Here is a 26,016-nt window from a genome sequence, read left to right on the forward strand (position 1 = left end):
TGGGCGCCACGTGAAAGCCGCGAAAGCGGCCTGTGTGAAACCGGTGAAATTTGAGTATTTATGGAAAGATGAAAGCCCTGCCTTGCCCCTGAGGCACGCGGTTTTTATAAGCGGGGCAAATCGGATTGGAGGCGGCATGACCTTTTCACACGCGCACCTGCTTGGGATCGAGCCACTGGCGCCTGCCGATATCACCGCGATCCTTGATCTGGCGGATGAATATGTGGCGCTCAACCGGCGCGATGTGAAGCATGCCGATGCCCTTGAGGGGCTTACCCAGATCAACATGTTCTTTGAGAATTCGACCCGCACGCAGGCCAGTTTCGAACTGGCGGGCAAGCGGCTTGGGGCGGATGTGATGAACATGGCGATGCAGGCCAGCTCGATCAAGAAGGGCGAGACGCTGATTGATACGGCGATGACGCTGAATGCGATGCATCCGGATTTGCTTGTGGTGCGGCACCCGCATTCGGGGGCGGTGGATTTGCTGGCGCAAAAGGTGCGTTGTGCGGTGCTTAATGCCGGCGACGGGCGGCACGAGCATCCGACCCAGGCGCTTCTGGATGCGCTGACGATCCGGCGCGCCAAGGGGCGGCTTCATCGGCTCAACATCGCGATTTGCGGCGATATCGCCCATAGCCGGGTGGCGCGCTCCAACCTCTTGCTGCTGGGCAAGATGGAGAACCGGGTGCGTCTGATCGGGCCGCCGACCCTGATGCCCGCGCAGATCGCAGAGTTTGGCGTCGAGGTTTATGACGACATGCGCGAGGGCCTTCGGGATGTGGATGTGGTGATGATGCTGCGGCTTCAGAAAGAGCGGATGGATGGCGGGTTTATTCCGTCCGAGCGTGAGTATTATCACCGCTACGGGCTTGATGGCGAAAAACTGGCCTTTGCCCGCGAGGATGCGATCGTGATGCATCCGGGGCCGATGAATCGCGGTGTCGAGATTGATGGCGAGATCGCCGATGATATCAATCGCTCGGTCATTCAGGATCAGGTTGAAATGGGGGTTGCGGTGCGCATGGCCGCAATGGACCTATTGGCGCGCAACCTGCGCGCAAGACGGACCGGGGCGGGCGAGGGCACATGACCACGCTGTTACGCATTCCAGCGCATGAGGCGCATGTGCTGCGGGTGTTTGCCGTGGACGAGGCGGTAGACGCACCGGTTGAGGATCAGGCCGTTCTGGAGGCGCTGGGCGCCGAGGCGATCAAGACTGCCGAGGTCGAGTTGTTCGATGTGAACGATTTGCAGGACATGACGCTGTCGGAGTATCTGGCCGAGGGGCACGGCATCGCGGGCGATCAACTGGCGCCTATGCGCGCGCAGCTGAACGGTCTGACGGGTCGGGTGTTGTTGTTGCCCTCGCGTGCCTTTGACGGGCGCGCCCAAGAGATGCGGCCGCGCGCGCCGCTCAGGATGATCGGGCGCTTTAGCGAAGAGGTGCCACCGGTCAGTTTTGCGCCCCTTCCCGACGGTGGGGCGCAGGGCGTGATGCCCTTGAAGGCGGATAAGACGCCCGGGCGGCAGCGGGCGGCGCGCTGGCTGGCGCTTGGGTTCTTCGCGATCATGGCGCTGGTTCTGGCGCTGGTGATCAGTCTTGCGGTGCTGCCGTGAAGGGCGAGGGGCTGATCTATTCGATGGTGCCGACGACGCCGCCTTTGCCGGGTGAGCGGGTGCTGCACACCTTTGTACCGGATCGCGCGAGCTATTGGCGCGACCATGCCTGGCTTGCGGCGGCGGCGATGGCGCTTGGCATGCTGGCGCTGTGGATCGCGGACAATCCGCATGTCTGGACCGGGGCGGTTGGCGGGCTTGCGGCAGTGGCGGTGCGGGCGTTCTATGTGGCCTCGGACGAGATGCAGGTGCGGTGGGATCTGACCGACCGGCGGCTTTTGGGCCCACAGACCCGCGCCGTGCCACTTGCCCAGATCAAGACCTTGCGCAGCCTTGGCAGCGCGGTGCAGGTGGTGACCAAGAGCGGCGACAAGCATCTGTTGAAATATCAGCCCGATCGCGCCGATACGATGGCCCGGATCAGGGCCGCTATCGCCGACACATGAAGGAGAGAGCGCCATGCAGGAACCGAAAGACCCAAAGATGTCGGGGCGGATCGCGATGATCGCCCTGTTGGTGATTTTCGCCCTCACCGGGGTGATGATCTGGGTGGCGGCATGAGTGAGGGGGTGGACATCAGACAGAAAGATTGGCCAATGACCAGGACCCTTTTCACAAATGCCAGGCTGATCAATCCCGAGACGGGCACCGATGGCCTTGGCTGGCTGTTGGTCGAGGGTAGCAAGATCACGGCGATGGGGGGCGAGGCCGACACGCCAGGGGCGGACGAGCGGCTCGATTGCGCCGGACAGTGTCTTGCGCCGGGGATCGTCGATATCGGGGTCAAGGTCTGCGAACCCGGTGAGCGGCACAAGGAAAGCTATCGCTCGGCCGGGCTTGCGGCGGCGGCTGGGGGCATCACCACCATGGCGACGCGGCCCGATACCCTGCCCGCGATCGACAGCCCCGAGGTGCTTGAATTCGTGGCGCGGCGCGCCAATGAGGCCGCGCCGGTCAATGTGCTGGTGATGGCGGCGCTGACCAAGGGGCGCGCCGGGCGCGAGATGACCGAGATCGGCTTTTTGATGGATGCCGGTGCCATCGCCTTTACCGATTGCGATCATGTGGTGAGCGACACCAAGGTTCTGAGACGTGCGTTGACCTATGCGCGCAGCCTTGGCGCGCTTGTCATCTGTCATCCGCAAGACCCCGGTTTGAGCGCGGGCGCCGCCGCCACCAGCGGCAAGTTCGCCAGCCTGCGCGGCTTGCCAGCGGTGTCGCCGATGGCCGAGCGGATGGGGCTCGACCGCGATATCGCCCTGCTGGAAATGACCGGCGCCAGGTATCACGCCGATCAGATCACCACCGCGCGCGCCTTGCCGGCGCTTGAGCGGGCCAAGCGCAACGGGCTTGATATCACCGCGGGCACAAGCATTCACCACCTGACGCTCAATGAGCTGGACGTGTCTGATTACCGGACCTTTTTCAAAGTCAAGCCGCCGCTGCGCTCGGAGGACGACCGCCAGGCGGTGATCGAGGCGCTGCGCTCGGGGTTGATTGATATCATCAGCTCGATGCACACACCGCAGGACGAAGAAAGCAAGCGCCTGCCGTTTGAAGAGGCGGCCAGCGGCGCCGTGGCGCTTGAGACGCTGTTGCCGGCGGCCCTGCGGCTTTATCACGCCGAGGCGCTTGACCTGCCGACGCTGTTTCGGGCGATGTCGCTTAATCCGGCGCGCCGACTTGGGCTTGCGTCGGGGCGGCTTGCGGTCGGGGCACCTGCGGATCTGGTACTGTTTGATCCGCATAAGCCGTTTCTGCTCGATCGCTTTGCGCTGCGCTCGAAATCCAAGAACACGCCCTTTGACGGCGCGCGCCTGCAAGGTAAGGTGCTGGCGACCTATGTTGCCGGAATCCCAGTTTATGAGGCCGATTGATGCCACTTCTTGAAACGACGACTGCCGGTCTGATTCTCTGGGCCGTGATCGGCTATGGGCTTGGGTCGATCCCCTTTGGCATGGTGCTGGCGCGGGTCATGGGCCTCGGCAATCTGCGCGAGATCGGATCGGGCAATATTGGCGCGACCAATGTGCTGCGCACCGGCAACAAGCTGGCGGCGGCGCTGACGCTTTTGCTCGATGGCGGCAAGGGGGCTGTGGCGGTTCTTCTGGCGCGGGTCTTTGCCGCGGAGGATGCGGTGCAGCTTGCGGCGCTGATGGCCTTTATCGGCCATTGCTATCCGGTCTGGCTTGGGTTTCGCGGCGGCAAGGGGGTCGCGACCTTTCTTGGCATCCTGCTCGCGCTTGCCTGGCCGGTGGGGATTGCGTGCTGTCTGACCTGGCTGGTTGCGGCGCTGATCAGCCGGATGTCGTCAATGGCCGCGATAATGGCCGCGTCACTGTCGACGGGCTGGGCGATTGTTCTGGGGAATGGGGCGATCATCATCCTGGCGTTTGTCCTGACCCTGCTGGTGTTCTGGCGGCATCGCAGCAACATGGCGCGGATCAAGGCCGGGACAGAGCCGAAGATCGGCCAAAAGGGGTGAATGCGGCGCGAGGGGCGCTGCCCCTCACACTCCCCGGGATATTTTCGGCCAGAAGAAACCGCGATCAGTAGCTGTATTCGGTGTAGATCCGGTCAAGGTCGCCATTCCAGTCGCCGTTGAAATGCTCAAGCAACTCATCTGCCGGGGTTTTTCCGGATTCGATGCTTTCGTTGAGTGCGTTCAGGAAATGGGTCTCATCCGGAATAAGGCCACCGCCGCCGGTGCGCGCGCGGGCCTTGAGGCCGACGTTCGAGATTGCCACCGCCTGACGGGCGAGATCGTGCATGTCGATGCCGTTGACCCTGGCCTGAAGCCCATCGACGCTGGCCGCGACGCGCAGCGCCTCGCGGGTTTCAGCGGTCCATGATTTGCATAGATCCCAGGCCGCATCGAGCGAGGATTGATCATACATCAGCCCGACCCAGAAGGCGGGAAGCGCGCAAAGGCGACGCCAGGGGCCGCCATCGGCGCCGCGCATTTCCATGAATTTCTTGATCCGCGCCTCTGGGAAGATCGTGGTCAGGTGATCGGCCCAATCCGACAGGGTTGGCCTTTCACCGGGCAGGGCGGGCAATTCGCCACGCAGGAAATCGCGGAAGGATTGGCCGAGGGCGTCGATGTATTTGCCATCGCGATAGACGAAATACATCGGCACATCGAGCGCGTAATCGGCGTATTGCTCAAAGCCGAAGCCCGTCTCGAACACGAAGGGCAGCATGCCGGTGCGCGCCGGATCAAGATCGCGCCAGACCCGTGCGCGCCAGGATTTATGGCCATTGGGCTTGCCCTCGAAGAACGGCGAGTTGGCAAACAGCGCGGTGGCCACCGGTTGCAGCGCCAGGGCGACGCGGAACTTTTGCACCATGTCGGCCTCGGAACTGAAGTCGAGGTTCACCTGCACGGTGCAGGTGCGGCGCATCATGCTGCGCCCCATGGTGCCGACAGTTTGCATGTAGCTGTCCATCAGCTTGTAACGGCCCTTGGGCATCAGCGGCATCTCATCGTGCGTCCAGACCGGGGCGGCGCCCAACCCGATAAAGCCGACGCCAACCTTGTCGGCGATGTCCTTGACGTCGCGCAGATGGGCGTTCACCTCGTCGCATGTTTCGTGGATGGTTTCCACCGGCGCGCCGGACAGCTCAAGCTGACCACCCGGTTCAAGCGAGACATTGGCGCCGTCCTTTTCAAGCCCGATCAGCTTGCCACCCTCTTCCACCGGGGCCCAGCCGCGGCCGTCGCGCAATCCCTCAAGCACGGCCAGAATGCTGCGCGGTCCTTCATAGGGGATCGGTTTGAGGGTGTCTTTGCAATAGCCGAACTTCTCGTGCTCGGTGCCGATGCGCCAGTCTTCTTTTGGTTTACAGCCACTAGCCATATATTCGGCAAGCTGGTCGTGGTGTTCAATCGGCCCGCCGCCGGATTGTGGAATGGACATGATCGGGCCTCCTGATCGGGTCATGTAGCATTAAGAGGTCACAAGTGGCCCGTAACGCGCAGAGTGTCAATGCAGCCTTAAGTGTGAAGCGGCGGTTTGAGGCTTTTGCCAGATCACGACCACTTGAGCAGAGGGGCGGCGCATCTGGGCCAGCATATGTTCGGTGCGAATGCCGGGCAGGGTGGCAAAGGCGTCAAACAGCGCGTCGGCGCCTTCGGCGGTGAGCGGGATGGCAAGCTCGGGCTGGCCGGGCTGGCTCAGGAGCCAATGGGCGGGGCGCGCGCGCGGATCAAGCTTGAGGGTGACAAGATCGCCCATCGCCACAACACCGCCGGTCAGCGGGCCGAAATAAGCCACCTGGCCCTCATCGACACGCACCACCCCCGGCCCGCCAGAACCGGCGCGAAAGCGCGCGCGTTGCAAACCTGCGGCAAGGATGGCGGCGGCCAGGACAAGAACGGCATAGCCAAGCCAGTGCAGCAGGCCGATGGTGGTCAGCGCCCACCACAGACCGATGGCCACGAGGGCGGCGCCGACCAGCACCTCGCGCCACCGCCAAAGGGTGGCGCGTGCTTCGGGGCGCAGAAAGCTCATGACCAATCCCCAAGGGTGCGTTGCCAGAGGGTCATGGCGGCCACGGCGGCGGTGTCGGCGCGCAGGATGCGTGGGCCAAGGGCAATGGCATGGGCCAAGGGCACGGCGTGAAGGCGCGCGCGCTCGGCCTTGGAAAATCCGCCCTCGGGGCCGATCAGGATGGCCCATGGCGCGCCCTTTGCGAGGCCGCCTGTCAGGGCGGATGAGCCGCCCGCGAGCGCCTCGTCGCAAAACATCAACTGGCGCCCTTCCGGCCACTCGGCCAGCAGCCGGTCGAGCTTTTGCAACCCGCAGACCTCGGGAACAAAGGTGCCGCCGCATTGCTCGGCGGCCTCAACCGCATGCGCCTGTAGACGGTCCTGGCGGATGCGGTCGGAATTGGTGAAATCGGTCTGCACCGGCAGGATCCGCGCGGCGCCCATCTCGGCGGCTTTTTCGACGATGAAATCGGTGCGCGCCTTCTTGATCGGCGCGAACAGCAGCCAGAGATCGGGGGGATCGCGTTGCGGGCCGGTCTGCTCTTCGACCCTGAGCAGGCCACCTCGCTTGCCGGCCTCGGCCACGCTGGCGCGCCATTCGCCATCATGGCCGTTGAACAGCAAAACCGCGTCGCCCGCCCCCTGACGCATTACCCCGAAAAGGTAATGCGCCTGGTCGCGGGTCAGAGGAACCGTTTGCCCTTGCCCCAATGGGTGCTCTACATAAAGCCTGATCTTTGCCGTTTTCATGAGGCCAACATATGACCGGAACCAACCAGACGCCAGAGCCCAGAGGCGAAAGCAGCGGGCAGGTGGCCGATGCCTATCGCGGCAATTGGGTGGACCGTCTGGCGCCTGCCGCGACACGGCCCTATCTGCGACTGGCGCGCGCCGATCGCCCGATCGGGACCTGGCTTTTGCTATTGCCGTGCTGGTGGGGGCTGGTGCTTGCGATGCTGAGCGATGGGCGCGCGGGCTGGCATGATCTTTGGATCTTTGCGGGCTGCGCGATTGGCGCCTTTCTGATGCGTGGCGCGGGATGTACCTGGAACGATATCACCGACCGCCATATTGATGGCTCGGTGGCGCGCACCGCATCGCGCCCCATCCCCTCGGGGCAGGTCAGCGTCAGGGGGGCTCTGGTCTGGCTCGCCGCGCAGGCCCTGGTGGCTTTCGGTATCCTTTTGACATTCAATATAGCCGCGATTGCGCTTGGCGTGCTGTCGCTTTTGCCGGTGGCGATTTATCCTTTTGCCAAGCGGTTTACCTGGTGGCCGCAGGTGTTTCTGGGGCTGGCGTTCAACTGGGGCGCTCTGCTCGCCTGGACCGCGCATAGCGGGCGGCTGGAGGTGCCTGCGGTGTTGCTCTACCTCGCAGGGATAGCCTGGACGCTGTTTTACGACACGATCTATGCCCATCAGGATGCCGAGGATGATGCTCTGATCGGGGTGAAATCCACTGCGCGGCTGTTCGGAGAGAATTCGCCGCGCTGGTTGCGGTGGTTTTTGGTCGCGTCGGTGTCGATCATGGCCGTGGCGGTCATTCTGGCGGTGCCCTCGGGGCGGCCTTTGGCGCTTTTGGTGGCGCTCTGCGGGCCTTGGGCGATGGGCTGGCACATGCAATGGCAGATGCGCCAGCTCAGGCTTGATGACACGGCGCGGCTTTTGATGCTGTTTCGCTCCAACCGCGACGCAGGGTTTTTGCCTGTGCCATTTTTCGCCGTCGCCCTGTTGCTTTGATTGATCTTGTGCGGGCAGCGGCCTAAAGACTAAGCCAAGGGAAAAAGGACCGGCCATAACCTCATGCGTTTATCCTCAGTTTTCACGATTGCCGCCACATTCACCGGCGCGGCCGTTTTATGCGTGGTTGCCGCCGGATTCGCGGTCAGCGCCATCGAGGACGGATCGCGCCGTGCGGTGCGAGACACGCTTGATCTGCAAGACATGGTCTGGGCCGAGGTCGATACCAACGGGCTTCAGGTGTTTCTGGCCGGCACGGCCCCGACCGAAGCCGCGCGCTTCAAGGCGCTTTCGGTGGCCGGCACGGTTGTTGATGCCGCGCGGGTGATTGACCAGATGCTGGTTGAGGATGCCGCCGATATCGCGCCGCCGCGCTTTGCCATCGAGATCTTGCGCAACGACCGGGGCATTTCCCTGATCGGGCTGGTGCCAAGCACCACCGACCGGCACAAGCTTTTGGCCGATATTGCCGAGGCCACGGATGGGGCGCCGGTGGCCGATCTGCTGGATGCGGCGGATTATCCTTTTCCCGATACCTGGCCCGATGCGCTGCGCTATGCGGTGCGCTCGCTCGGAAAATTGCCACGCACCAAGATTTCGGTCAGCGCCGAGCGGGTTGAAATCACCGCCATGGTCGACAGCCCCGAGGCACAACGCCGGATGGAAACCGATCTTGCCCGAACCGCTCCGAATGACGTGCGCCTTGCGCTTGATATCTCGGCGCCGCGTCCGGTTCTCACGCCGTTCACGCTTCGGTTTCTGATCGAAGACGGGCAGGCGCGCTTTGATGCCTGTTCGGCCGATACCGAAGAGGCGCGCGAGCGTATTTTGCGCGCCGCAGGTCAGGCCGGGCTTCAGGACAAGGCCGATTGCGTTGTCGGCATGGGCGTACCCTCGCCGCACTGGGCGCGTGCCGCAGAGCTTGCGATCGCGGCTGTGGGCAAACTGGGCGGCGGCAGCGTGACCTTCTCGGATGCCGATATCGCCCTTTGGGCGCCAGAGGGCACTCCGCAGGGGCAGTTTGACGATGTGGTCGGGCAGCTTGAGGCCGATTTGCCCGAGGTGTTTGCCTTGCAGGCAACGCTGCCGCCGCCGCCCAATACCGACGCGCCGGTGGTGCCTGAATTCATCGCCACCCTGTCGCCCGAAGGTCAGGTTCTGATCCGTGGACGGGTCAATAGCGAAACCACGCGTGACACCGTCAACAGCTTTGCCAAGGCGCGGTTTTCATCCGATGCGGTGCACGTCACCGCGCGGGTTGCCGAAGGGTTGCCGAAGGGCTGGCCGTTGCGGGTGCTGACGGCGCTTGAAGCGCTGTCCTATCTCTCGAACGGGGCGGTGACGGTGACGCCCGACACCCTTGCCGTGCAGGGCAATACCGGACGCAAAAGCGCAAGCGCGGAGATTTCACAATTCCTGTCGGAAAAGCTTGGCGGCTCGGAACAATTTTCGATTGAGGTGACCTATAAGGCGGCGCTTGATCCGGTGGCCGGGCTGCCTACGCCGGACGAGTGCGAAGCCGAGATTGCCGCTGTGCAAGCCGGACGCAAGATCAATTTCGAGCCCGGCTCGGCCAATATCGACAGCACAGGTGCGGCGATTATGGATGATATTGCCGAGATCCTGAAGCGTTGTGGCGAAATCCGCATGGAAATCGGCGGTCATACCGATAGTCAGGGCCGCGAAGAAATGAACGAACAACTCAGCGAAGAGCGCGCGCGCGCGGTTTTGAACGAATTGCGCCTGCGCCGTGTCCTGACCTCGTCGATTGATGCCAAGGGGTATGGCGAAAGCAAGCCGATTGCCGATAACGCCACCGAGGACGGACGCGAGACCAATCGGCGGATCGAATTCCGCCTGATCCGCCCCGAGCCGGTGCCCGAAGAGCAAACAGCCCTTGAAAGCCTTGAGGAACCTGTGGAAGAAGGGCCCGACGCGCAGGATCAGGAAAACCCGACCGATGAACAGAACTGAGTTTATCATTGCCACCGCAATCGTCTTGTTCGTGGCGTTTTGCATGGGCTGGTTCGCGAATTGGCTGATCCATCGCTTTATCCGGGTGGCCGGCTCGGATGTCGGCGAGCTGGAGCGCATGGCACAAGAGCTTCACGAGGCCGAGGAAACCCGCGATCAGGCGATCACCTATCTCCAGCAACGCGAGGCCGAGTTGACAAATCAACTGAGCCAGACCGAAGCCGAGCTTGCGGCCACGATGGACGGCCTGCGCGAGGCGCGATATGAGGCCGAGCAGATGCGCGAGCATCTTGAAAAGTCCAGCGGCCGCGCGGCGGGGTAAGCGCCGGGTTTTGAGTATTTTCAGAATGGTGAATGCAATAGGCTGTTGTTTCTTCTGGCGCTAAATATCCTCGCCGAAGGCAAAAACCTCTTTTTCCAGTCGTACCATTCCGCGCAGGCGTAAAGGCCCGGGACGGCCTTGAAAATCGCCTATCCGGACAGGGCACGCCGATGGATCAGGTGAAACCGGCCAAGCCCATCCTCGCCCATCAGGGCGAGAGATGAGATCGGGAAGGGGCGCGGCAAAAGCGGTTCTATAAGCCGAGCAAGGATGGTGTGTGTCTCGACCGCTTGCGCTCGGGGGAGCTTGCCGGTCAGAGTGATGTGAAAGCGGAACGCCTCTATCACATAAGGATAGCCCCATTTCAGCAAAAGAGCGTCCTGTTCGGGGCTAAGCCCTGCGGCGCGGCGATGGGTGAGCTCGGATTCGGTGAGGGGCGCGCGAAATGGCTCGAAGGCCTTCACGGTCTTGGCGGCAAGCGCGTTCAATGCGGTTTGATCGCCCAGAGGCACGAGCGCCAGAAACCGGCCAAGCCGGGCGAGGGTGAGCGCGTCAAGCGTCACCGGTGCCGTGGTGCTGCAAAACCTCTCAAAGGCGGCTTTGAGTGCAGCCTCGTTTTGCCCCTCGGTCAGGCGAAAGGGCGGTTTCATCGTCGCGTGCAGGCCGTATTTGCGCGGGGCGTCGGTGATCTCGGCCAGTGGCATGGGCAGGCCCGAAACATGAGGGTGATCAACCGCACAGCCCGCCGCGCAATCCCAGCCAAGCCAGGCCGCGCCGAAATCGGCGAGCGGTCCGGGGGCAGGGGTGGCGTAGATGGCGTATCTTTTGAAATCCATGCGCGGGCCTTTTGGTTTGTCATGATCTGTCAGGGTCATGTCGTGCCTTCATGACACAGGGTTTGACCCGCGCCAATGCCGCGGCGGGCGAGGGGGCTTTGACAAGGCCGGGGGCCGGGCGCATAACGGGCGCCAAAGACACCAGCCAGCCCCGGAGCCCGTTATGACCTTATCGCTTTTTGACGTTCCCGCAGCGCCGCAAGTTCCTGTTCTTGGGCAAGAGGGCGGCTTTCCGGTGCGCCGGATTTTCTGCGTCGGGCGCAATTATGCCGCCCATGCCGCCGAAATGGGCAATGAGGTGGATCGCGAAGCACCGTTTTATTTCACCAAATCGGCGCATACGATCTGTCACAGCGGGGCGAGCATTGCCTATCCGCTCGGCACGCAGGATTGCCATTACGAGATGGAGTTTGTCGTCGCCATCGGCGCGCCGGCCTTTCGGGCGTCCAAGGGCAACGCGATGCAGGCGGTCTATGGCTATGCCTGCGGGATCGACCTGACACGCCGCGATTTGCAGGCGCAGGCCAAGGACAAGCGCCGCCCCTGGGATCTGGGCAAGGATTTTGAGGATTCGGCGATCATCGCCCCCCTGACCACAGCGGCAGAGTTTGGCGAGATCGCCGATCAGGCGATTCGCCTGACACGTGACGGCGCCACCGTGCAGGAGGCGCGGCTAAGCGATATGGTCTGGTCGGTGCCCGAAGTGATCGCCCATCTGTCGCAATTCTATCATCTGATGCCGGGGGATCTTATCTATACGGGCACTCCGGCGGGCGTCGGGCCGGTCAAACCCGGCAGCGCATTGCATGGTCAGATTGACGGGTTGAGCGACCTGTCGCTGAACATCGGCGCGCCCGAATAGGCGCGGGCGCATGTCAGAGACGGCACAGCCCGCCCCGACCAATTGGCTTGCGCATGTGCCGGTCACGCTTTTCACCGTCGTGATGGGGCTTTGCGGCTTTACGCTTGCGCTTCGGGCGGGCGAGGCGACGCTTGGGGTGGGGTATCTCATCTCTGGCGTGGCGCATGTCCTGACCATGGTGGTTTTTGCGGTCGTGTCGCTTTTGTATGTCGCCAAGGGTCTGCTCCATCCGGGCGCCGTGGTGGCCGAATGGCAGCACCCGGTCAAGCTTGCGTTCTTTCCGGCGATCTCGATCGCGCTTGTCCTGATGTCGGTGGTGATGCTTGATCCGGCGCCGGGGCTGGCGCGGGCGATGTGGCTTGTGGCGGTGCCGCTACAGCTTGTTCTGACGGTGTCGGTGGTCAGCGGCTGGATCAGTGCGCGCGCGTTTCAGCATGGGCACCTGACGCCCGCCTGGTTCATTCCGGCGGTGGGCAATGTGATCGTGGCGATTGGCGGCGTGCCTCTGGGCTATGTCGAGATCAGCTGGTTTTTCACCTCGGTCGGGCTCATTTTCTGGATAATCATGTTGGTGCTGGTGATGAACCGGCTGATTTTTCATGATCCTTTGCCGGTGCGGCTTCAGCCGACGCTGGTCATTCTGATTGCGCCGCCCTCGGTCGGGTTTCTGGCCTGGGTGGCGCTTGTGGGCGGGATTGATCCCCTGGCCCGCGTGCTTTTGAACGTGGCTTATTTGTTCACGCTGATCGTGGCGGTGCAATTGCCAAGCCTTCTGCGGCTGCCGTTTTCACTGGCGTTCTGGGCGCTTAGCTTTCCGATGGCGGGGGTGACGATTGCAAGCTTTACCTATGCCGATGCCACCGGATCGGCGGGGCATCGCATCATCGGGCTTGGCCTGTTGGCGGTGCTTTGCGTGATCATACTGGCGCTGTTGTTCCGCACCGCCAAAGCCGTGCGAAACAACGAGGTTTTCGTGCCCGATTAATCCAGCAGGCGGCGGGTGATGACCTGGGCCTGAATTTCGGCGGCGCCCTCGAAGATGTTGAGAATGCGCGCGTCGCACAAAATGCGGCTGATGGTGTATTCAAGCGCGAAACCGTTGCCGCCGTGGATCTGCAACCCGTTATCGGCCGCCGCCCACGCGACACGCGCGCCAAGCAGCTTGGCCATGCCCGCCTCAAGATCACAGCGCCGGTCGTTGTCTTTTTCCCAAGCGCTGAAATAGGTCAGCTGACGGGCGATCATGATCTCGACCGCCATCATTGCAAGCTTGCCCGAGACGCGGGGAAACTCGATCAGGCTTTTGCCGAATTGCTTGCGGTCAATGGCGTATTTCATCGCCACATCAAGCGCCGATTGGGCCACACCAACGGCGCGGGCGGCGGTTTGGATGCGGGCGGATTCAAAGGTTTCCATCAGCTGTTTAAAGCCTTTGCCCTCTTCGCCCCCAAGCAGGTTTTCGCCCTTCACATGGAAGTTGTCAAAGCCAAGCTCGTATTCCTTCATGCCGCGATAGCCCAGTACTTCGATCTCGCCGCCGCTCATACCGTCGGTCGGGAAGGGGGCCGCGTCGGTGCCCGGCGTCTTTTCGGCCAGAAACATCGACAGGCCCCGGTGATCGGTGGTGTCGGGCTTGGTGCGCGCGAGCAATGTCATCACATGGGTGCGCGCGGCGTGGGTGATCCAGGTCTTGTTGCCGGTCACTTTCCAGTCGCCGTTGTCGTCCTTGACCGCGCGGGTCCGCAACGAGCCCAGATCAGAGCCGGTATTGGGTTCGGTAAACACCGCCGTCGGCAGGATTTCGGCGCTGGCCAGTTTCGGCAGCCAATGCGCCTTTTGCGCATCGGTGCCACCACAAAGGATCAGCTCGGCGGCGATCTCGGAGCGGGTACCAAGGCTTCCGACGCCGATATAACCGCGGCTCAACTCCTCGGACACAACCACCATCGACGCTTTGGAGAGGCCAAAACCGCCAAATTCCTCGGGAATGGTCAGGCCGAAGACACCCATTTCGGCCAGTTCCTCGATGATTTCCATCGGGATAAGCTCGTCCTTGAGGTGCCAGTCATGGGCGTGCGGCTCGACCTTGTCGACCGAGAAGCGGCGGAATTGTTCGCGGATCATTTCAAGCTCGTCATCAAGCCCGGTGCGCCCGACGGTGATCTCGGCCGAGCGTTCCTGCATCAGCTCGACAAGGCGGCTGCGCGCGGCCTGACTATTGCCATCGGCGATCAGCGTGGTCACGGCGGGGCGCGCAAAGGCGGCCATATCGGTGGCGCTCAGACCCATGTCATGGGCACGGATGATCTCGCCCTGGTTCATCAAAATGCCACCCTGAATCTGGCCAAGATATTCGCCAAAGGCGATTTGCAGCAAAAGCTGTTCGACCTCGCCAAAACTGCCGGATTCGTTCAGCCGGGTGGCCCAATGCTGCATCTGCCGCAAAGATTCTGTGTAGGTTGCAAGCCAGGCCAGACCATGGGCCGCGCTCTGGTGCGCCTCGATGGTGGCGCCCGACACCCGGCCATCAATGCTAACCAATTGGCGAATATTGGATTTTGCCGCTTCAAAGAGGGTTTCAACCGGGCCAATGGAGGCGCCTGTAAGGGCCAGAAGGTCGCCCAGAATGATCGGTTTCGCCATTGCAATATCCTGTCCGTCATGTGCCATGTAACGCGTCCTTTCGTGATTGGGGCCGGTTTTATCTACTTCGCAGGTGCAGCGCAACTATTTAACGAAAAGGTTGGGGTTTTTGATTGAAAGTTGCGCATTGATTTTATGGACTGCCGCCCTAGAGAGCGTGTTAAGAGGGGATCATGGAAGCGTTTTTTGATATCGGGCCGCTCTGGGGCTGGGCGTTTGCCTTTGGCGTGGCAATTTGCGCGGGCATGGTCAAGGGCGTGGTCGGCTTTGCCATGCCGACGGTGCTGATCGCCGGGCTTAGCTCTGTCATGGCGCCCGATCTGGCGCTGGCGGGGCTGATCTTGCCGACGCTGGCGACAAATCTCTGGCAGGCCCTGCGACAGGGGGCGGGGGCGGCTCTGGCCTCGGTGCTCCGGTTCCGGGTGTTTCTGGCTGCGGGCGGCGTGGTGATGGTGCTGGCGGCACAGCTTGTGCCGGTCTTGCCACCGGCGGGAATGCTGTTGTTCATCGGGCCGCTGATCACGCTTTACGCCCTGTCCACCCTGTTTGGCCGGGGTCTGCGGCTGCCGCCTGATCCGGGGCCAAGGGGCGAGGCGGCGATGGGCGCGCTTGCGGGGGTGTTCGGCGGCATTTCCGGCATGTGGGGGCCGCCCACGGTGGCGATGCTGACGGCGCGGGGCACCGAAAAGAAAGAACAGATGCGCGTGCAGGGCGTGATCTATGGCCTCGGCGCATTGGCGCTTGTGGGGGCGCATATCGGCTCTGGCGTGCTTCGAGCCGAGACATTGCCGCTGTCGCTTGGGATGATGCCACCGGCGCTTTTGGGGATCTGGATCGGCTTTCGCCTACAGGACCGGTTCGATCAGACGACCTTTCGCCGGATGACGCTTTGGGTGCTTTTGATCGCCGGGCTGAACCTGATCCGGCGGGGTATCATGATCCTGTAGCGCGTCCCCGGACGCAAAACGCCCCAGCCATTGGGCCGGGGCGTCTGCTGTTTGTGTAGGGTGGGTGAAACCCACGCCCGCGCAATGGCCTAGCCGATTGCGGCGGCTTTGACGTCATCGTCGATGAAGGGCACATATTGCGCAAAGTTATCGGCGAACATCTGCATAAGTTTGTTGGCCTGCGCATCATAGGCGTCGGGATCCTCCCAGGTGCGGCGCGGATCAAGCAGCACTTCGGCAACGCCGGGCACGGCCACGGGCACATCAAAGCCAAAGTTCGCATCCTTGCGGAATTCAACCTCGTTCAGCGATCCGTCAAGCGCCGCGGTCAAAAGCGCGCGGGTCGCCTTGATCGGCATGCGCGACCCGGTGCCATAGGCGCCACCGGTCCAGCCGGTATTCACCAGCCAGCAGGTCGCGCCGTGCTTGGCGATTTTCGCCTTGAGAAGGTTGCCGTAAACCTCGGGGCGGCGCGGCATGAAGGGCGCGCCAAAGCAGGTCGAAAAGGTCGGCTCCGGCTCGGTTACGCCCCGCTCGGTGCCCGCCACTTTCGAGGTAAAGCCCGACAGGAAGTGATACATCGCCTGCGCTGGCGTCAGCCGCGAAATGGGGGGCAGCACGCCAAACGCATCACAGGTCAGCATGATGATGTTCTTGGGGTGACCGCCAAGCGCTGTCTCGGAGGCATTCGAGATATAGTGCAGCGGATAGGCGCAGCGCATGTTCGCGGTCAGCGAATCGTCCTCGAAGTCCAGATCGAACGTCAGCGGATCAAACACCATATTCTCGATCACGGTGCCGAATTTGGTGGTCGTCGCATAGATTTCCGGCTCGGCTTCGGGGTCAAGGTTGATGGTCTTGGCGTAACAGCCGCCCTCGAAGTTGAAGGTGCCGCGATCCGACCAGCCATGTTCGTCATCGCCGATAAGCGTGCGCGCGGGATCGGCCGACAACGTGGTTTTACCGGTGCCTGACAGGCCAAAGAAAACGGCCGTGTCGACGGGGTTGCCCTTGGCGTGGTTGGCCGAGCAATGCATCGGCATGATGCCTTTTTCCGGCAGCAGGTAATTGAGCAGGGAAAAGACCGACTTCTTGTTCTCGCCGGCGTATTCGGTATTGCCCACAAGGATCAGCTTGCGATCGAAATTCATCGCAACCACGGTATCCGAGCGACAGCCATGCTTGGCCGGATCGGCCTTGAAGCCGGGGCAGTTGATCAGGGTGAAATCGGCAATGAATGTGTCCAGACTGTCGCGCTCGGGGCGGCGCAGCATGTGGCGGTTAAAGAGGCCGTGCCAGGCCAGTTCGGTGATCATGCGCACGTTGATCGCATGTGTCGGGTCGGCGCCGCCGACCAGATCCTGCACAAAGAAATCGCCGTCTTTCATATAGGCCAGCATGTCGTTGTACAGGGCGTCAAACCCCTCGGGTGACATCTCGGCGTTGTTTTCCCACCAGATCGTATCAGCCACGCTGTCGGTTTTGACGACATGTTTGTCTTTCGGCGAGCGTCCGGTGAATTTCCCGGTCGTCACCAAAAGCGCGCCACCTTTGCCTAAGGTGCCCTCGCCCTTTTTCAGGGCGGCTTCGATCAGCGCGGGTTCAATCAAGTTGTAATAGACATTTCCCAACCCTGTGATCCCTTGATCTTCAAGTCGAAATTGCGGGTTTACCCGTCCGAATGTCATGGTTCCAAGCTCCTGTTTAGCCATGTCCGCGCGATGCGGCATATCTATGAGGCGCCGGCTGGCGGCGTCGGTCGGGCAGTTTGCCCGGCTAAGCGCCTCTTAACACGCTGGTTCTTAAAGAGAACAGGGCGCATTGGCGCGGTTAGCGCAACCAAGCGCAAGTTAGCGCAACCACCCGGCAGTTGGCGTAAGCGGTGATCACGGTCTGCGGGAAAAGTGAGTCAATTTAGCCATTCCTAAGATTTATTTGCGTCAATGGGGCGTCGCTTGGGTGCTGATTCGCAGATTTGGATTGATTGGATGCGCCAAACCAGAGCATAGTAGCCGAAAAAAGCAGGTAATCTGAGCAGTATAAGGAACAAACCTATGTCGAAAATCGCCCTTGTGGACGATGACAGGAATATTCTGACATCCGTATCAATGACGCTCGAGGCCGAAGGCTTTGAGGTTGAAACCTATAACGATGGCCAGCAGGCCTTTGATGCCTTCAGTAAGAAATTGCCGGATATGGCCGTTCTGGACATCAAGATGCCGCGCATGGATGGCATGGACCTGTTGCAGCGCCTGCGCCAGAAATCGCAGATGCCGGTGATTTTTCTGACCTCGAAGGATGATGAGATCGACGAGGTTCTCGGGCTGCGCATGGGCGCGGACGATTATGTCAAGAAACCGTTTTCACAGCGTCTTCTGGTCGAACGCATTCGCGCGCTTCTGCGGCGTCAGGATGCCAATAACGGCGATGTGGTGGCCGATACCGAAGAAACCAAGGTTATCGAGCGCGGTGAGTTGCGGATGGATCCGCTGCGCCATTCGGTAAGCTGGAAAGGCCAGGATGTGTCGCTGACCGTGACCGAATTCCTGTTGTTGCAGGCCCTCGCGCAGCGCCCCGGTTTCGTCAAAAGCCGCGATCAGCTGATGGATGTGGCCTATGACGATCAGGTTTACGTGGATGACCGCACCATCGACAGCCACATCAAGCGTCTGCGCAAGAAATTGCGGATGGCCGATCCTGAATTCTCGGCGATCGAAACGCTTTATGGTATCGGATACAGGTACAACGAGGAATAATGGCTCTCGCGGAAGGGATAGAGGTTCGCAATATGGTGCGGCGACAGGATAACGACGTTGTCCTTGGGGATGATTTCGTCGCCCCTGACCGGGCGGATGAAACCGAACTCACTGCGCGCCGGGCGCAGCGGGGGTGGTTTTCGTTTCGCGAATCTTCTCTGACTCGTAAGATCATTACCTTCAACCTGATCGCTCTCAATGTGCTGGTGGTCGGGATTCTCTATCTCAACTCATCGCATGACAATCTCGCATTGCAGCGCGCCGATAGCCTGATCGGGCAGACCACTCTTATTGCCGATGTGGTCGAGTCGCGCTTGCCTGCCGGTGCGCCTGTGAACCTGATGAGCGGTGACGGACTCGATGTCGAAGACACCCTGTCGCGGTTCGATGTTCATGCGGGCACCGAGATATTCATTTTTGATCGCACCGGCGTGCTGGCGGGGCACAAGCTTGGAACGACGCCGCGGCTTGGGGCGGCGCAGGACCTGCCCGCGACACCGATGACCGACTTTCTTGACCGGTTCTGGAGTTGGCTTTCGGCGCCGTTTTCAGGTGCTGAGCGCGTGGCGCGCCAGCGCTCGGTCGAAGATCTGACGCGCGACATGGTCGATCTGGCCGTCAATGGCGGGGTGCAGGTGCAAACCGGTGAGACGGCGGTCGGTACGGTTTTGTCGGTTGCGGCCCCTGTGATGCAGGCCGGTGAGCCGGTCGCGGTTGTGGCGCTTGCCAATGCCACCGGTGAGATTGACAAGCTCGCGCGCGCGGATCGCGAGCGCGTGTTGCAGATGTTCTTGATCGCAACGCTTGTGTCGGTCGGTCTCAGCCTTATCCTCGCCTCTACTATTTCCAACCCGCTTGCCGATCTTGCGATGGCGGCGGAGATCGGTCGCGAGCGCAATCGCGGCGACGGCCCCAAAGGGCGTATCCGGATCCCTGATCTGACGGCGCGACCGGATGAAATCGGGCGGCTTTCCGGCGCCTTGCGCGGTATGGTGGCGGCGCTTTATCACCGGATTGACGGCAATGAACAATTCGCGGCCGATGTGGCGCATGAGATCAAGAACCCGCTGGCCAGCCTGCGCTCGGCCGTGGGTACGATGCGGATCGCCAAGCGCGAGGATCAGCGCGAGCGCCTGCTTGAGGTGATCGAACATGACGTGCGCCGCCTTGATCGCCTTGTCAGTGATATTTCCAACGCGTCGCGGCTTGATAGTGAACTGGTGAAGGAAGAACAGGAATCCTTTGACCTTCTGAACATGCTGCGCAATCTCGGCCAGTATCTTGGCGAAGAGGCCGACAAGAAGGGCATCGAATTTATCGCCGATTTCCCAAACCAACCGATTGTCATCACCGGGCTTGAGGCGCGTCTGGCCCAGGTGTTTGTCAATCTGATCACCAATGCGATCAGCTTTTGTGAAGAGGGCGATGCGATCCGGCTTTGGGCGCGGCGACGGGCCAACCGCGTGCTTGTCGTGGTCGAAGACACCGGTCCCGGCATTCCCGATCAGGCGCTTGAAAAGGTATTTCAGCGGTTCTATTCGGAACGTCCCGAAGGCGATTTTGGTAATAATTCCGGCCTTGGCCTGGCGATTTCCAAGCAGATCGTCGAGGCGCATGACGGGGTGATCTGGGCCGAGAATATCCGCCCGACCCATGCCGATGCCACATCCGAGCCGCTTGGCGCGCGTTTCGTTGTGGGTTTGCCGGTCTGATCCGGTGACCGACGCGGCGGGGCCGTCCGAGATCATGGTGCATGCCACATGCGTGGCCCATTCGGGCCGCGCGGTGCTTATCCGGGGCGCGGCGGGACGCGGTAAATCCGGGCTTGCTTTGCAACTTCTGGCGCTTGGGGCCGATCTTGTTGCGGATGACCGAACCCGCCTCTGGCGCGAGAACGCACAGGTGATGGCCGCCGCACCCGACACCATCGTCGGCCAGATCGAGGCGCGCGGCATGGGTATTCTGCATCTGCCGGCGATCGGAGCACAGCCGTTGGCGCTGATTGTCGATCTGGACCATGACGAGGATGAGCGGCTGCCGCCTTTGCGTCGGGACAGGATTTTGGGTGTTGCTTTGCCCTCTGTCAGAAAATCTTCTTTCCCCCATTTTCCTGCGGCACTACTGCTATATCTTAAACATGGCAGATTGACCTGAAGGAGATATCGGATGCCCGGCGGCACAGTTGAGCCCGACGTTGAGACGCCTGTCATGGCCGCCAATCGGCTGGTGCTGATCACTGGCCCGTCAGGGGCGGGGCGCACCACGGCGATCCGGGTGCTTGAGGATATGGGATACGAGGCGATTGATAACCTCCCGCTGTCGCTTTTGCCGCGACTGCTGGATGGGCGCGCGCCTGAAAAGCCGCTGGCGCTTGGGGTCGATGTGCGCAATCGCGATTTCTCGACGGCGGCCCTGATCGAGGTGATCGACCGCAACGACTGGCATGCAGGTGTCCCGTTGCAGGTCTTGTACCTGGATTGCAATGCGGACGTTCTGTTCCGGCGCTTCTCCGAGACCCGGCGCCGCCATCCGCTGGCTCCGGGCGAAAGCCCCGGAGCGGGCATTGCGCGCGAATTCGATCTATTGGGTCCGGTGCAAGCGCGTGCGGATATCCTGGTGGATACCTCGGAAATGTCACCGCATGATCTGCGCGCCGAACTGGAACGCTGGTTTGCCCCCAAGGGCGCGGCGCGGCTCGCGGTTTCGGTGCATTCGTTTTCCTATAAACGTGGCCTGCCGCGCGGTCTTGATATGGTGCTTGATTGCCGGTTTTTGCGAAACCCCTATTGGGAGCCGACGCTGCGCGCGCTTGATGGCCGCTCGGATGAGGTGGCCGGTTACGTGCGTGGGGATGATCGCTTTGACGAGTTTTGCGCCCGCACGGGGGATTTGGTGCATTTGTTGCTTCCGGCCTATGAGGCTGAGGGCAAGGCCTATCTGTCGATCGGGTTCGGGTGTACCGGCGGGCAGCATCGAAGCGTCTGCATGGCAGAAACTTTCGCGCAAAAGCTTGCAGAGGGCGGTTGGCAGGTGTCAATAAGGCACCGTGAGCTTGAGCGGCGGGGTCAACCCGCCGGGCCCGAGCTGAAATCGAAGGAGTGAGGCTGTCTTGATCGGCATTGTGATCGTGGCACATGGCGGGCTTGCCCGTGAGTATCTGAAGGCGGTCGAACATGTGGTCGGCGCCCAAACCGGCATTCTGGCGATCAATATCGAGGGCGATCACGACCGGGCCCTCAAGCAGGATGAAATATGTGCGGCTGCGGATGCGGTTGATTCCGGCGACGGGGTTGTCCTTGTGACCGATATCTTCGGAGGATCGCCGTCGAACCTGTCGCTGCGGGCGTGTCGGCCGGACAGTCGCCGCATTCTCTATGGGGCCAATCTGCCGATGTTGATCAAGCTGGCGAAAAGCCGCCAGATGAGTGTGCCGGATGCGGTGCGCACAGCCCTTGAAGCCGGGCGCAAATATATAGATAGCCACAACGTATCGGCTGATTGAGAAAGTAATACCATGACAAACAAGGTAACCCGGCAGCTTGAGATTGTGAACGTAAAGGGCCTGCACGCCCGCGCGGCCGCCAAACTGGTTGAGGTGGTTGAAGGATTTGACGCGGTGGCAGAGGTTTCCAACAATGGCCAATCCGCCTCGGGCGATAGCATCATGGGGCTTTTGATGTTGGCAGCAGGCAACGGAAGCACTATTGACGTCGAAATCGCGGGGCCCGACGCCGAGCCGCTTGCGGATGCGGTAACGGCACTGGTGGCAGACCGCTTTGGCGAAGATATGTGACGGCGCGGAGGTCCGCGACGGCGATGGAAGCGGGACAGGGACGGAGCATTTGAGCATCAAGGCGCAGAACGAGTCCGGTGATCAGTCCGGCGAAACGGTTCTATTTACCAAATATGACCGCCGCAGCCTGACCTATGCCAATAGTTTTGACAGCAGGGTGACCTCTGCCGTCATCCGCACGATGGAGTGGATGACGGGCAAGCTGGCGATTGTTGGCATGATCCGCAAATTTGAAAAACGCGGTGCGCCGACCGGTCAGGCGTTCTGGCGCGCGGCGCTTGATACCATGGGCATCCCGCTTCGCACGCCGGATGAAGAGATTGCGAATATCCCGGCTGAAGGGCCGGTCGTGGTGGTGGCCAACCATCCGCATGGTCTTGTGGACGGGATGATCCTGGCCGATCTGATCGGGCGGCGGCGCAATGATTACAAGATCCTGACCCGCGCGCTTTTGACCGGGATCGACGAGGTGGCGGCCTCTTACATGATTTCAGTGCCCTTCCCGCATGAACCAGACGCTCAGCGCAAGTCGGTCGAGATGCGCGCCAATTCCATGGCCCATCTTAAAGAGGGCGGGCTGATCAGTGTCTTTCCCTCGGGCGTTGTCGCGTCCAGCGATTCCCTGTTTGGCCCGGCGGTTGAGCGGGAATGGAACGTCTTTACCGCCCAGATGATCCGCCGGTCGGGTGCGACCGTGGTGCCGATCTTTTTTCCGGGGTCGAATTCGCGTTGGTATCAGATGGCGAACCGGATTTCGCCAACCCTGCGCCAGGGGCTGTTGCTGCATGAGGTGGTGCATAGCTGTAACAGGCCGCAAAAGCCGGTTGTCGGTGCGCCGATCAGCGCAGAGCGGATGAAGATGCTAGAAAACGATCCGCGCGGTTTCATGGAATGGCTGCGCGAGCATACCCTTTCACTCGGCGAGTGATCCGCGCGCTTTGAATCAGGTAAATCGGTTGTCGCGCGGAAAGCCACGCGGCGCCATGCGGCCAGAGCCGGCCCGCTTGCCCATCCATTCGGTCAAATCGGTTTCGGTGCGGGTGCGCCCGGCCGGATCAAGCCAGCTTAGCCCCTCGGCCAGCGTAAAGGTGGTGGCATCGCTTAGCCCGCCATCTTTGTATTTCTGCAAACGCACGCCTTTGCCGCGGCCAAGCTCGGGCAATTCATCAAGCGCAAAGACCAGAACCTTGCGATTTTCACCAACGCAGGCCACGTGATCGCCGCTCACCGGGCGACAGACCTTGGCGCGGATATCGCCGCGCACGTTCAGCACCTGTTTGCCGCTGCGGGTCTGGGCCACGACCTCATCCTCTGAGACAACAAATCCGTCGCCCGCGCTGGAGGCGACAAGCATCTTGCGGCCCGGTTTGTGGATGAACAGATCGACAATCGCGGCCTCATTGGGCAGATCGACAATCAGGCGCAGCGGCTCGCCCATGCCGCGCCCACCGGGCAGGTTGGCGGCGCTCAGCGTATAGAACCGCCCGTTCGAGCCGAACACCAAAAGCCGGTCGGTGGTTTCGGCGTGGAACATGAAACGCGGCGCGTCGCCGTCTTTGAACTTAAGCTCTCGGTTGAGGTCGATATGGCCGGTCAACGCGCGGATCCAGCCCATTTCGCTACAGACCACGGTGATCGGCTCGCGGTCGATCATTGCCTCTAGCGGCACCTCTTCGACTTCGCCGGCTTCGGCAAAGCGGGTGCGGCGCGCGCCCCAGATGTGATCCTTGCCAAAGGTTTTCCTGACCTCGCGCAGCTGATCGGCAATCGCAGCCCATTGCAGGCCTGCGTCGTCAAGCAGGTCCTCAAGGCCCGCGCGCTCTGCCATCAGGGCGTCACGCTCGCGCTTGAGTTCAAGCTCTTCGAGGCGGCGCAGACTGCGCAGGCGCATGTTCAGAATGGCTTCGGTCTGAATTTCGCTCAGACCTTCCTCGCCGCCGATGGGGGGCGGGACATAATCGGCCTCGGATGCGGCACGCACGAATGTCTGGCCCCAGTCTTCGCGCTTCAGTGCCGCCTTGGGGTCGTCGTCATAGCGGATGATGTCGATCACCCGGTCGAGATTGAGAAAGGCAACGATCAGCCCTTCGAGCACCTCTAGCCGGTGGTCGATCTTTTCCATTCGGTGATGCGACCGCCGGATCAGCACCTCTTGACGGAAATCAAGGAAGGCGCGCAGCACCTCCTTGAGGCTACAGACCTTGGGGGTGACCCCGTCGATCAGCACATTCATGTTGAGCGAAAACCGCAGCTCGAGATCGGAGTTACGATACATCATCCCCATCAGAACCTCGGGCTCGACATTCTTCGAGCGCGGTTCAAGCACAAGGCGGATATCATCGGCGCTTTCGTCGCGCACATCGGCGAGGATCGGCACCTTGCGGGTCTGGATCAGCTCGGCGATCTTTTCTATCAGCTTGGATTTCTGGACCTGATAGGGGATCTCGGTGACAACGATCTGCCATTGGCCACGGCCAAGATCCTCGACCTCGTATTTACAGCGTAGCCGGAACGAGCCGCGCCCGGTGCGATAGGCCTGAGCGATGCTTTCCGGGGGCTCGACAATCACCCCGCCGGTGGGAAAATCCGGGCCGGGGATATAGTTCAAAAGCGTGTCGTCGCGCGCATCGGGCGTCTTGATCAGATGCAGGCAGGCATCGACCAGCTCGGCGATGTTATGGGGCGGAATATTGGTGGCCATGCCGACCGCGATCCCGCTTGAGCCATTGGCCAGAAGGTTGGGAAAGCTGGCCGGAAGCACGACCGGTTCGGTCAGGGTGCCGTCGTAATTGTCGCGAAAATCAACCGCGTTTTCGTTCAACCCGTCCAGCATCGCCTCGGCGACGGCGGTCATCCGGGCCTCGGTATAACGGCTGGCGGCGGGGTTGTCGCCGTCGATATTGCCGAAATTCCCCTGACCATCGACCAGCGGATAGCGCACCGCGAAATCCTGGGCCAAACGCGCCATGGCGTCATAGATCGCCGCGTCGCCATGCGGGTGATAGTTGCCCATCACGTCGCCGCTTATCTTGGCGGATTTGCGAAAGCCCCCGGTCGAACTCAGCCGCAGCTCGCGCATCGCATAAAGGATGCGGCGATGGACAGGTTTCAACCCGTCGCGCGCATCGGGAAGGGCGCGGTGCATGATCGTCGAAAGCGCATAGGTCAGATAGCGCTCGCCAATCGCCCGGCGCAGCGTCTCTGGCACGGCCTCGGGCAGCATGTTGGGGTCATCGACTAAATCACTCATAGATGCGGTGATACCCGCCGTGCAAATCCACGTAAAGCACATAGAAACCACAGCGCGTTAAAGTTTTGGGATTTCCCCCTGAACCAAAGACGCGAATCTGATACTATCGGTCTAGCTGCCAAGCTTTTAGACAATTATTTTGGGTTATGTGGGGGATGCGCGATGTGGCGCTTTATTCTTGTAAGTTTTGCTTTTCTCGGTTGGTCTTTTTATGTCCTTAGTGGTGGGGCCGATTATCGCCCGGTCGCCAATTCCATTCAGGCGCGCGCGATTCTTGACAATCAGCGCCCCAAGCCACGCCCGTTGCGGGTGAACGTGATCGAACTGGCGCAGGATGGCATGGTCGCGCCAGAGACATCGGTGACGCGCACCATCACCTCGCTGCACGATCTGGATCTGACCGTCGGCAAACGCGTAGCGGTCACGCTTGCCTCTACCGAGGCAACACCAGCGGCGGTCACCACCGCCGTGATCGACGTGCCCACGGTCAAGGCCACCGCCGTCATGGTGCCAAAAACCCCCGGTCTTGACGCGGTGCCCGAGCCGGCCGAAGTCGTGCAGGCGGCACTGTCGCAAAGCCGTGATATTCGCACAGTGGCGAGCACCAAGGTTAACATGCGCTCTGGGCCCGGCACGAATTATAGCCGGATCGGACAATTGTCACGCGGGACCGAGGTGATCGTGCTGCGCGATCCCGGCAATGGCTGGATCAAACTCAGGGTGCAGGAGAGTGGGCGCATCGGCTGGATGGCGGATCGGCTTTTGACAGCGGCAAACTAGGC

Annotated in this window: 26 protein-coding genes; 19 read left to right on the forward strand and 7 right to left on the reverse strand. The window is 61.5% G+C overall.

Features of this window, described 5'->3' with window-relative positions; translation table 11 throughout:
• The first annotated feature begins 136 nt into the window (after positions 1–136).
• The 5 genes from BMZ91_RS16795 (at position 137) to plsY (ending at position 4,105) form a co-directional block, all read left to right on the forward strand.
• The gene (locus BMZ91_RS16795; RefSeq protein WP_092841414.1) at positions 137–1,093 is read left to right on the forward strand and encodes an aspartate carbamoyltransferase catalytic subunit; all 957 of its coding nucleotides are present in this window, start codon (positions 137–139) and stop codon (positions 1,091–1,093) included.
• Complete coding sequence (locus BMZ91_RS16800) at positions 1,090–1,620, forward strand: hypothetical protein (RefSeq protein ID WP_092841357.1); 531 nt, start codon at positions 1,090–1,092, stop codon at positions 1,618–1,620. The genes BMZ91_RS16795 and BMZ91_RS16800 overlap by 4 nt, the downstream gene beginning before the upstream one ends.
• A gap of 23 nt (positions 1,621–1,643) precedes the next feature.
• A complete protein-coding gene (locus BMZ91_RS16805) occupies positions 1,644–2,066 on the forward strand; it encodes a hypothetical protein (protein WP_092841416.1) in 423 nt (140 codons plus the stop codon).
• Between the two features lie 150 nt (positions 2,067–2,216).
• Positions 2,217–3,497, forward strand: a complete 1,281-nt coding sequence (gene pyrC / locus BMZ91_RS16810) for a dihydroorotase (protein WP_092841418.1) — start codon at positions 2,217–2,219, stop codon at positions 3,495–3,497.
• Positions 3,497–4,105, forward strand: a complete 609-nt coding sequence (gene plsY / locus BMZ91_RS16815; protein WP_092841359.1) for a glycerol-3-phosphate 1-O-acyltransferase PlsY — start codon at positions 3,497–3,499, stop codon at positions 4,103–4,105. Before pyrC ends, plsY begins: the two co-directional genes overlap by 1 nt.
• Before the next feature lie 64 nt (positions 4,106–4,169).
• Here plsY and BMZ91_RS16820 read toward each other — a convergent pair whose 3' ends face one another.
• The 3 genes from BMZ91_RS16820 to BMZ91_RS16830 all read right to left on the reverse strand — a co-directional run bounded on the left by BMZ91_RS16820 (position 4,170) and on the right by BMZ91_RS16830 (position 6,862).
• Positions 4,170–5,540: a glutamate--cysteine ligase gene (locus tag BMZ91_RS16820; RefSeq protein WP_092841361.1), complete on the reverse strand. Its 1,371-nt coding sequence runs from the start codon at positions 5,538–5,540 to the stop codon at positions 4,170–4,172.
• A 66-nt stretch (positions 5,541–5,606) separates the two neighbouring features.
• Positions 5,607–6,134 (reverse strand): hypothetical protein, encoded by a 528-nt coding sequence (locus BMZ91_RS16825; RefSeq protein ID WP_092841363.1) that lies wholly within the window; start codon positions 6,132–6,134, stop codon positions 5,607–5,609.
• Entirely contained in the window at positions 6,131–6,862 is a 732-nt protein-coding gene (locus tag BMZ91_RS16830) for a 16S rRNA (uracil(1498)-N(3))-methyltransferase (protein ID WP_092841365.1), read from the reverse strand. The genes BMZ91_RS16825 and BMZ91_RS16830 overlap by 4 nt, the downstream gene beginning before the upstream one ends.
• A gap of 11 nt (positions 6,863–6,873) precedes the next feature.
• Between BMZ91_RS16830 and ubiA the strand changes: the two genes are divergently transcribed.
• The 3 genes from ubiA (at position 6,874) to BMZ91_RS16845 (ending at position 10,147) form a co-directional block, all read left to right on the forward strand.
• Entirely contained in the window at positions 6,874–7,851 is a 978-nt protein-coding gene (gene ubiA / locus BMZ91_RS16835; RefSeq protein ID WP_092841367.1) for a 4-hydroxybenzoate octaprenyltransferase, read from the forward strand.
• 63 nt (positions 7,852–7,914) lie between these two features.
• Positions 7,915–9,825 (forward strand): OmpA family protein, encoded by a 1,911-nt coding sequence (locus tag BMZ91_RS16840; RefSeq protein WP_092841369.1) that lies wholly within the window; start codon positions 7,915–7,917, stop codon positions 9,823–9,825.
• Positions 9,812–10,147: an ATP synthase subunit B family protein gene (locus BMZ91_RS16845; protein ID WP_092841371.1), complete on the forward strand. Its 336-nt coding sequence runs from the start codon at positions 9,812–9,814 to the stop codon at positions 10,145–10,147. Before BMZ91_RS16840 ends, BMZ91_RS16845 begins: the two co-directional genes overlap by 14 nt.
• A 149-nt stretch (positions 10,148–10,296) precedes the next feature.
• Here the strand turns inward: BMZ91_RS16845 and BMZ91_RS16850 are convergent, their stop codons facing one another.
• A complete protein-coding gene (locus tag BMZ91_RS16850; RefSeq protein WP_092841420.1) occupies positions 10,297–10,983 on the reverse strand; it encodes a DUF1045 domain-containing protein in 687 nt (228 codons plus the stop codon).
• Positions 10,984–11,146: 163 nt separating this feature from the next.
• Between BMZ91_RS16850 and BMZ91_RS16855 the strand changes: the two genes are divergently transcribed.
• The gene (locus BMZ91_RS16855) at positions 11,147–11,845 is read left to right on the forward strand and encodes a fumarylacetoacetate hydrolase family protein (protein WP_092841422.1); all 699 of its coding nucleotides are present in this window, start codon (positions 11,147–11,149) and stop codon (positions 11,843–11,845) included.
• Positions 11,846–11,855: 10 nt separating this feature from the next.
• A complete protein-coding gene (locus tag BMZ91_RS16860; protein ID WP_092841373.1) occupies positions 11,856–12,830 on the forward strand; it encodes an SLAC1 anion channel family protein in 975 nt (324 codons plus the stop codon).
• Here the strand turns inward: BMZ91_RS16860 and BMZ91_RS16865 are convergent.
• Positions 12,827–14,515, reverse strand: coding sequence for an acyl-CoA dehydrogenase family protein (locus BMZ91_RS16865; protein WP_092841376.1), 1,689 nt, complete (start codon positions 14,513–14,515; stop codon positions 12,827–12,829). The genes BMZ91_RS16860 and BMZ91_RS16865 overlap by 4 nt on opposite strands.
• Before the next feature lie 146 nt (positions 14,516–14,661).
• Between BMZ91_RS16865 and BMZ91_RS16870 the strand changes: the two genes are divergently transcribed.
• Positions 14,662–15,435, forward strand: a complete 774-nt coding sequence (locus BMZ91_RS16870; protein ID WP_092841378.1) for a sulfite exporter TauE/SafE family protein — start codon at positions 14,662–14,664, stop codon at positions 15,433–15,435.
• Between the two features lie 89 nt (positions 15,436–15,524).
• On the opposite strand, the gene BMZ91_RS16875 is transcribed toward BMZ91_RS16870, so the two are convergent.
• A complete protein-coding gene (locus tag BMZ91_RS16875; protein ID WP_092841380.1) occupies positions 15,525–17,123 on the reverse strand; it encodes a phosphoenolpyruvate carboxykinase in 1,599 nt (532 codons plus the stop codon).
• Positions 17,124–17,489: 366 nt separating this feature from the next.
• On the opposite strand from BMZ91_RS16875, the gene BMZ91_RS16880 reads away from it, so the two are divergent.
• From BMZ91_RS16880 to BMZ91_RS16910, 7 genes are read left to right on the forward strand one after another with little or no spacing between them, the layout of a single operon-like run.
• A complete protein-coding gene (locus BMZ91_RS16880) occupies positions 17,490–18,191 on the forward strand; it encodes a response regulator transcription factor (protein ID WP_085826135.1) in 702 nt (233 codons plus the stop codon).
• The gene (locus BMZ91_RS16885) at positions 18,191–19,903 is read left to right on the forward strand and encodes a sensor histidine kinase (protein WP_092841382.1); all 1,713 of its coding nucleotides are present in this window, start codon (positions 18,191–18,193) and stop codon (positions 19,901–19,903) included. Before BMZ91_RS16880 ends, BMZ91_RS16885 begins: the two co-directional genes overlap by 1 nt.
• Before the next feature lie 4 nt (positions 19,904–19,907).
• Entirely contained in the window at positions 19,908–20,345 is a 438-nt protein-coding gene (locus tag BMZ91_RS16890; protein WP_092841384.1) for an HPr kinase/phosphorylase, read from the forward strand.
• A 54-nt stretch (positions 20,346–20,399) separates the two neighbouring features.
• Positions 20,400–21,293: an RNase adapter RapZ gene (gene rapZ, locus BMZ91_RS16895; RefSeq protein ID WP_092841424.1), complete on the forward strand. Its 894-nt coding sequence runs from the start codon at positions 20,400–20,402 to the stop codon at positions 21,291–21,293.
• A 7-nt stretch (positions 21,294–21,300) separates the two neighbouring features.
• Positions 21,301–21,693: a PTS sugar transporter subunit IIA gene (locus BMZ91_RS16900; RefSeq protein WP_092841386.1), complete on the forward strand. Its 393-nt coding sequence runs from the start codon at positions 21,301–21,303 to the stop codon at positions 21,691–21,693.
• Positions 21,694–21,705: 12 nt separating this feature from the next.
• Positions 21,706–21,984, forward strand: coding sequence for an HPr family phosphocarrier protein (locus BMZ91_RS16905; RefSeq protein ID WP_092841388.1), 279 nt, complete (start codon positions 21,706–21,708; stop codon positions 21,982–21,984).
• A gap of 49 nt (positions 21,985–22,033) precedes the next feature.
• On the forward strand, positions 22,034–22,912 hold the full coding sequence (locus BMZ91_RS16910; protein WP_092841427.1) for a lysophospholipid acyltransferase family protein: 879 nt from the start codon (positions 22,034–22,036) through the stop codon (positions 22,910–22,912).
• A 15-nt stretch (positions 22,913–22,927) separates the two neighbouring features.
• Here the strand turns inward: BMZ91_RS16910 and parC are convergent, their stop codons facing one another.
• Positions 22,928–25,234 (reverse strand): DNA topoisomerase IV subunit A, encoded by a 2,307-nt coding sequence (gene parC / locus BMZ91_RS16915; protein ID WP_092841390.1) that lies wholly within the window; start codon positions 25,232–25,234, stop codon positions 22,928–22,930.
• Between the two features lie 162 nt (positions 25,235–25,396).
• Between parC and BMZ91_RS16920 the strand changes: the two genes are divergently transcribed.
• Positions 25,397–26,014 (forward strand): SH3 domain-containing protein, encoded by a 618-nt coding sequence (locus BMZ91_RS16920; RefSeq protein ID WP_092841392.1) that lies wholly within the window; start codon positions 25,397–25,399, stop codon positions 26,012–26,014.
• Positions 26,015–26,016: the final 2 nt, after the last annotated feature.

Origin of the sequence: Roseovarius lutimaris (assembly GCF_900115165.1) — a bacterium.
Lineage (GTDB): Bacteria > Pseudomonadota > Alphaproteobacteria > Rhodobacterales > Rhodobacteraceae > Roseovarius > Roseovarius lutimaris.

What these genes read in the sequence shown, in the direction of transcription:
- BMZ91_RS16795 (WP_092841414.1), top strand. Translation starts at nt 137, where the DNA reads ATGACCTTTTCACACGCGCACCTGCTTGGGATCGAGCCACTGGCGCCT.
- BMZ91_RS16800 (WP_092841357.1), top strand. Translation starts at nt 1,090, where the DNA reads ATGACCACGCTGTTACGCATTCCAGCGCATGAGGCGCATGTGCTGCGG.
- BMZ91_RS16805 (WP_092841416.1), top strand. Translation starts at nt 1,644, where the DNA reads ATGGTGCCGACGACGCCGCCTTTGCCGGGTGAGCGGGTGCTGCACACC.
- pyrC (WP_092841418.1), top strand. Translation starts at nt 2,217, where the DNA reads ATGACCAGGACCCTTTTCACAAATGCCAGGCTGATCAATCCCGAGACG.
- plsY (WP_092841359.1), top strand. Translation starts at nt 3,497, where the DNA reads ATGCCACTTCTTGAAACGACGACTGCCGGTCTGATTCTCTGGGCCGTG.
- BMZ91_RS16820 (WP_092841361.1), bottom strand. Translation starts at nt 5,540, where the DNA reads ATGTCCATTCCACAATCCGGCGGCGGGCCGATTGAACACCACGACCAG.
- BMZ91_RS16825 (WP_092841363.1), bottom strand. Translation starts at nt 6,134, where the DNA reads ATGAGCTTTCTGCGCCCCGAAGCACGCGCCACCCTTTGGCGGTGGCGC.
- BMZ91_RS16830 (WP_092841365.1), bottom strand. Translation starts at nt 6,862, where the DNA reads ATGAAAACGGCAAAGATCAGGCTTTATGTAGAGCACCCATTGGGGCAA.
- ubiA (WP_092841367.1), top strand. Translation starts at nt 6,874, where the DNA reads ATGACCGGAACCAACCAGACGCCAGAGCCCAGAGGCGAAAGCAGCGGG.
- BMZ91_RS16840 (WP_092841369.1), top strand. Translation starts at nt 7,915, where the DNA reads ATGCGTTTATCCTCAGTTTTCACGATTGCCGCCACATTCACCGGCGCG.
- BMZ91_RS16845 (WP_092841371.1), top strand. Translation starts at nt 9,812, where the DNA reads ATGAACAGAACTGAGTTTATCATTGCCACCGCAATCGTCTTGTTCGTG.
- BMZ91_RS16850 (WP_092841420.1), bottom strand. Translation starts at nt 10,983, where the DNA reads ATGGATTTCAAAAGATACGCCATCTACGCCACCCCTGCCCCCGGACCG.
- BMZ91_RS16855 (WP_092841422.1), top strand. Translation starts at nt 11,147, where the DNA reads ATGACCTTATCGCTTTTTGACGTTCCCGCAGCGCCGCAAGTTCCTGTT.
- BMZ91_RS16860 (WP_092841373.1), top strand. Translation starts at nt 11,856, where the DNA reads ATGTCAGAGACGGCACAGCCCGCCCCGACCAATTGGCTTGCGCATGTG.
- BMZ91_RS16865 (WP_092841376.1), bottom strand. Translation starts at nt 14,515, where the DNA reads ATGGCACATGACGGACAGGATATTGCAATGGCGAAACCGATCATTCTG.
- BMZ91_RS16870 (WP_092841378.1), top strand. Translation starts at nt 14,662, where the DNA reads ATGGAAGCGTTTTTTGATATCGGGCCGCTCTGGGGCTGGGCGTTTGCC.
- BMZ91_RS16875 (WP_092841380.1), bottom strand. Translation starts at nt 17,123, where the DNA reads ATGACATTCGGACGGGTAAACCCGCAATTTCGACTTGAAGATCAAGGG.
- BMZ91_RS16880 (WP_085826135.1), top strand. Translation starts at nt 17,490, where the DNA reads ATGTCGAAAATCGCCCTTGTGGACGATGACAGGAATATTCTGACATCC.
- BMZ91_RS16885 (WP_092841382.1), top strand. Translation starts at nt 18,191, where the DNA reads ATGGCTCTCGCGGAAGGGATAGAGGTTCGCAATATGGTGCGGCGACAG.
- rapZ (WP_092841424.1), top strand. Translation starts at nt 20,400, where the DNA reads ATGGCCGCCAATCGGCTGGTGCTGATCACTGGCCCGTCAGGGGCGGGG.
- BMZ91_RS16905 (WP_092841388.1), top strand. Translation starts at nt 21,706, where the DNA reads ATGACAAACAAGGTAACCCGGCAGCTTGAGATTGTGAACGTAAAGGGC.
- parC (WP_092841390.1), bottom strand. Translation starts at nt 25,234, where the DNA reads ATGAGTGATTTAGTCGATGACCCCAACATGCTGCCCGAGGCCGTGCCA.
- BMZ91_RS16920 (WP_092841392.1), top strand. Translation starts at nt 25,397, where the DNA reads ATGTGGCGCTTTATTCTTGTAAGTTTTGCTTTTCTCGGTTGGTCTTTT.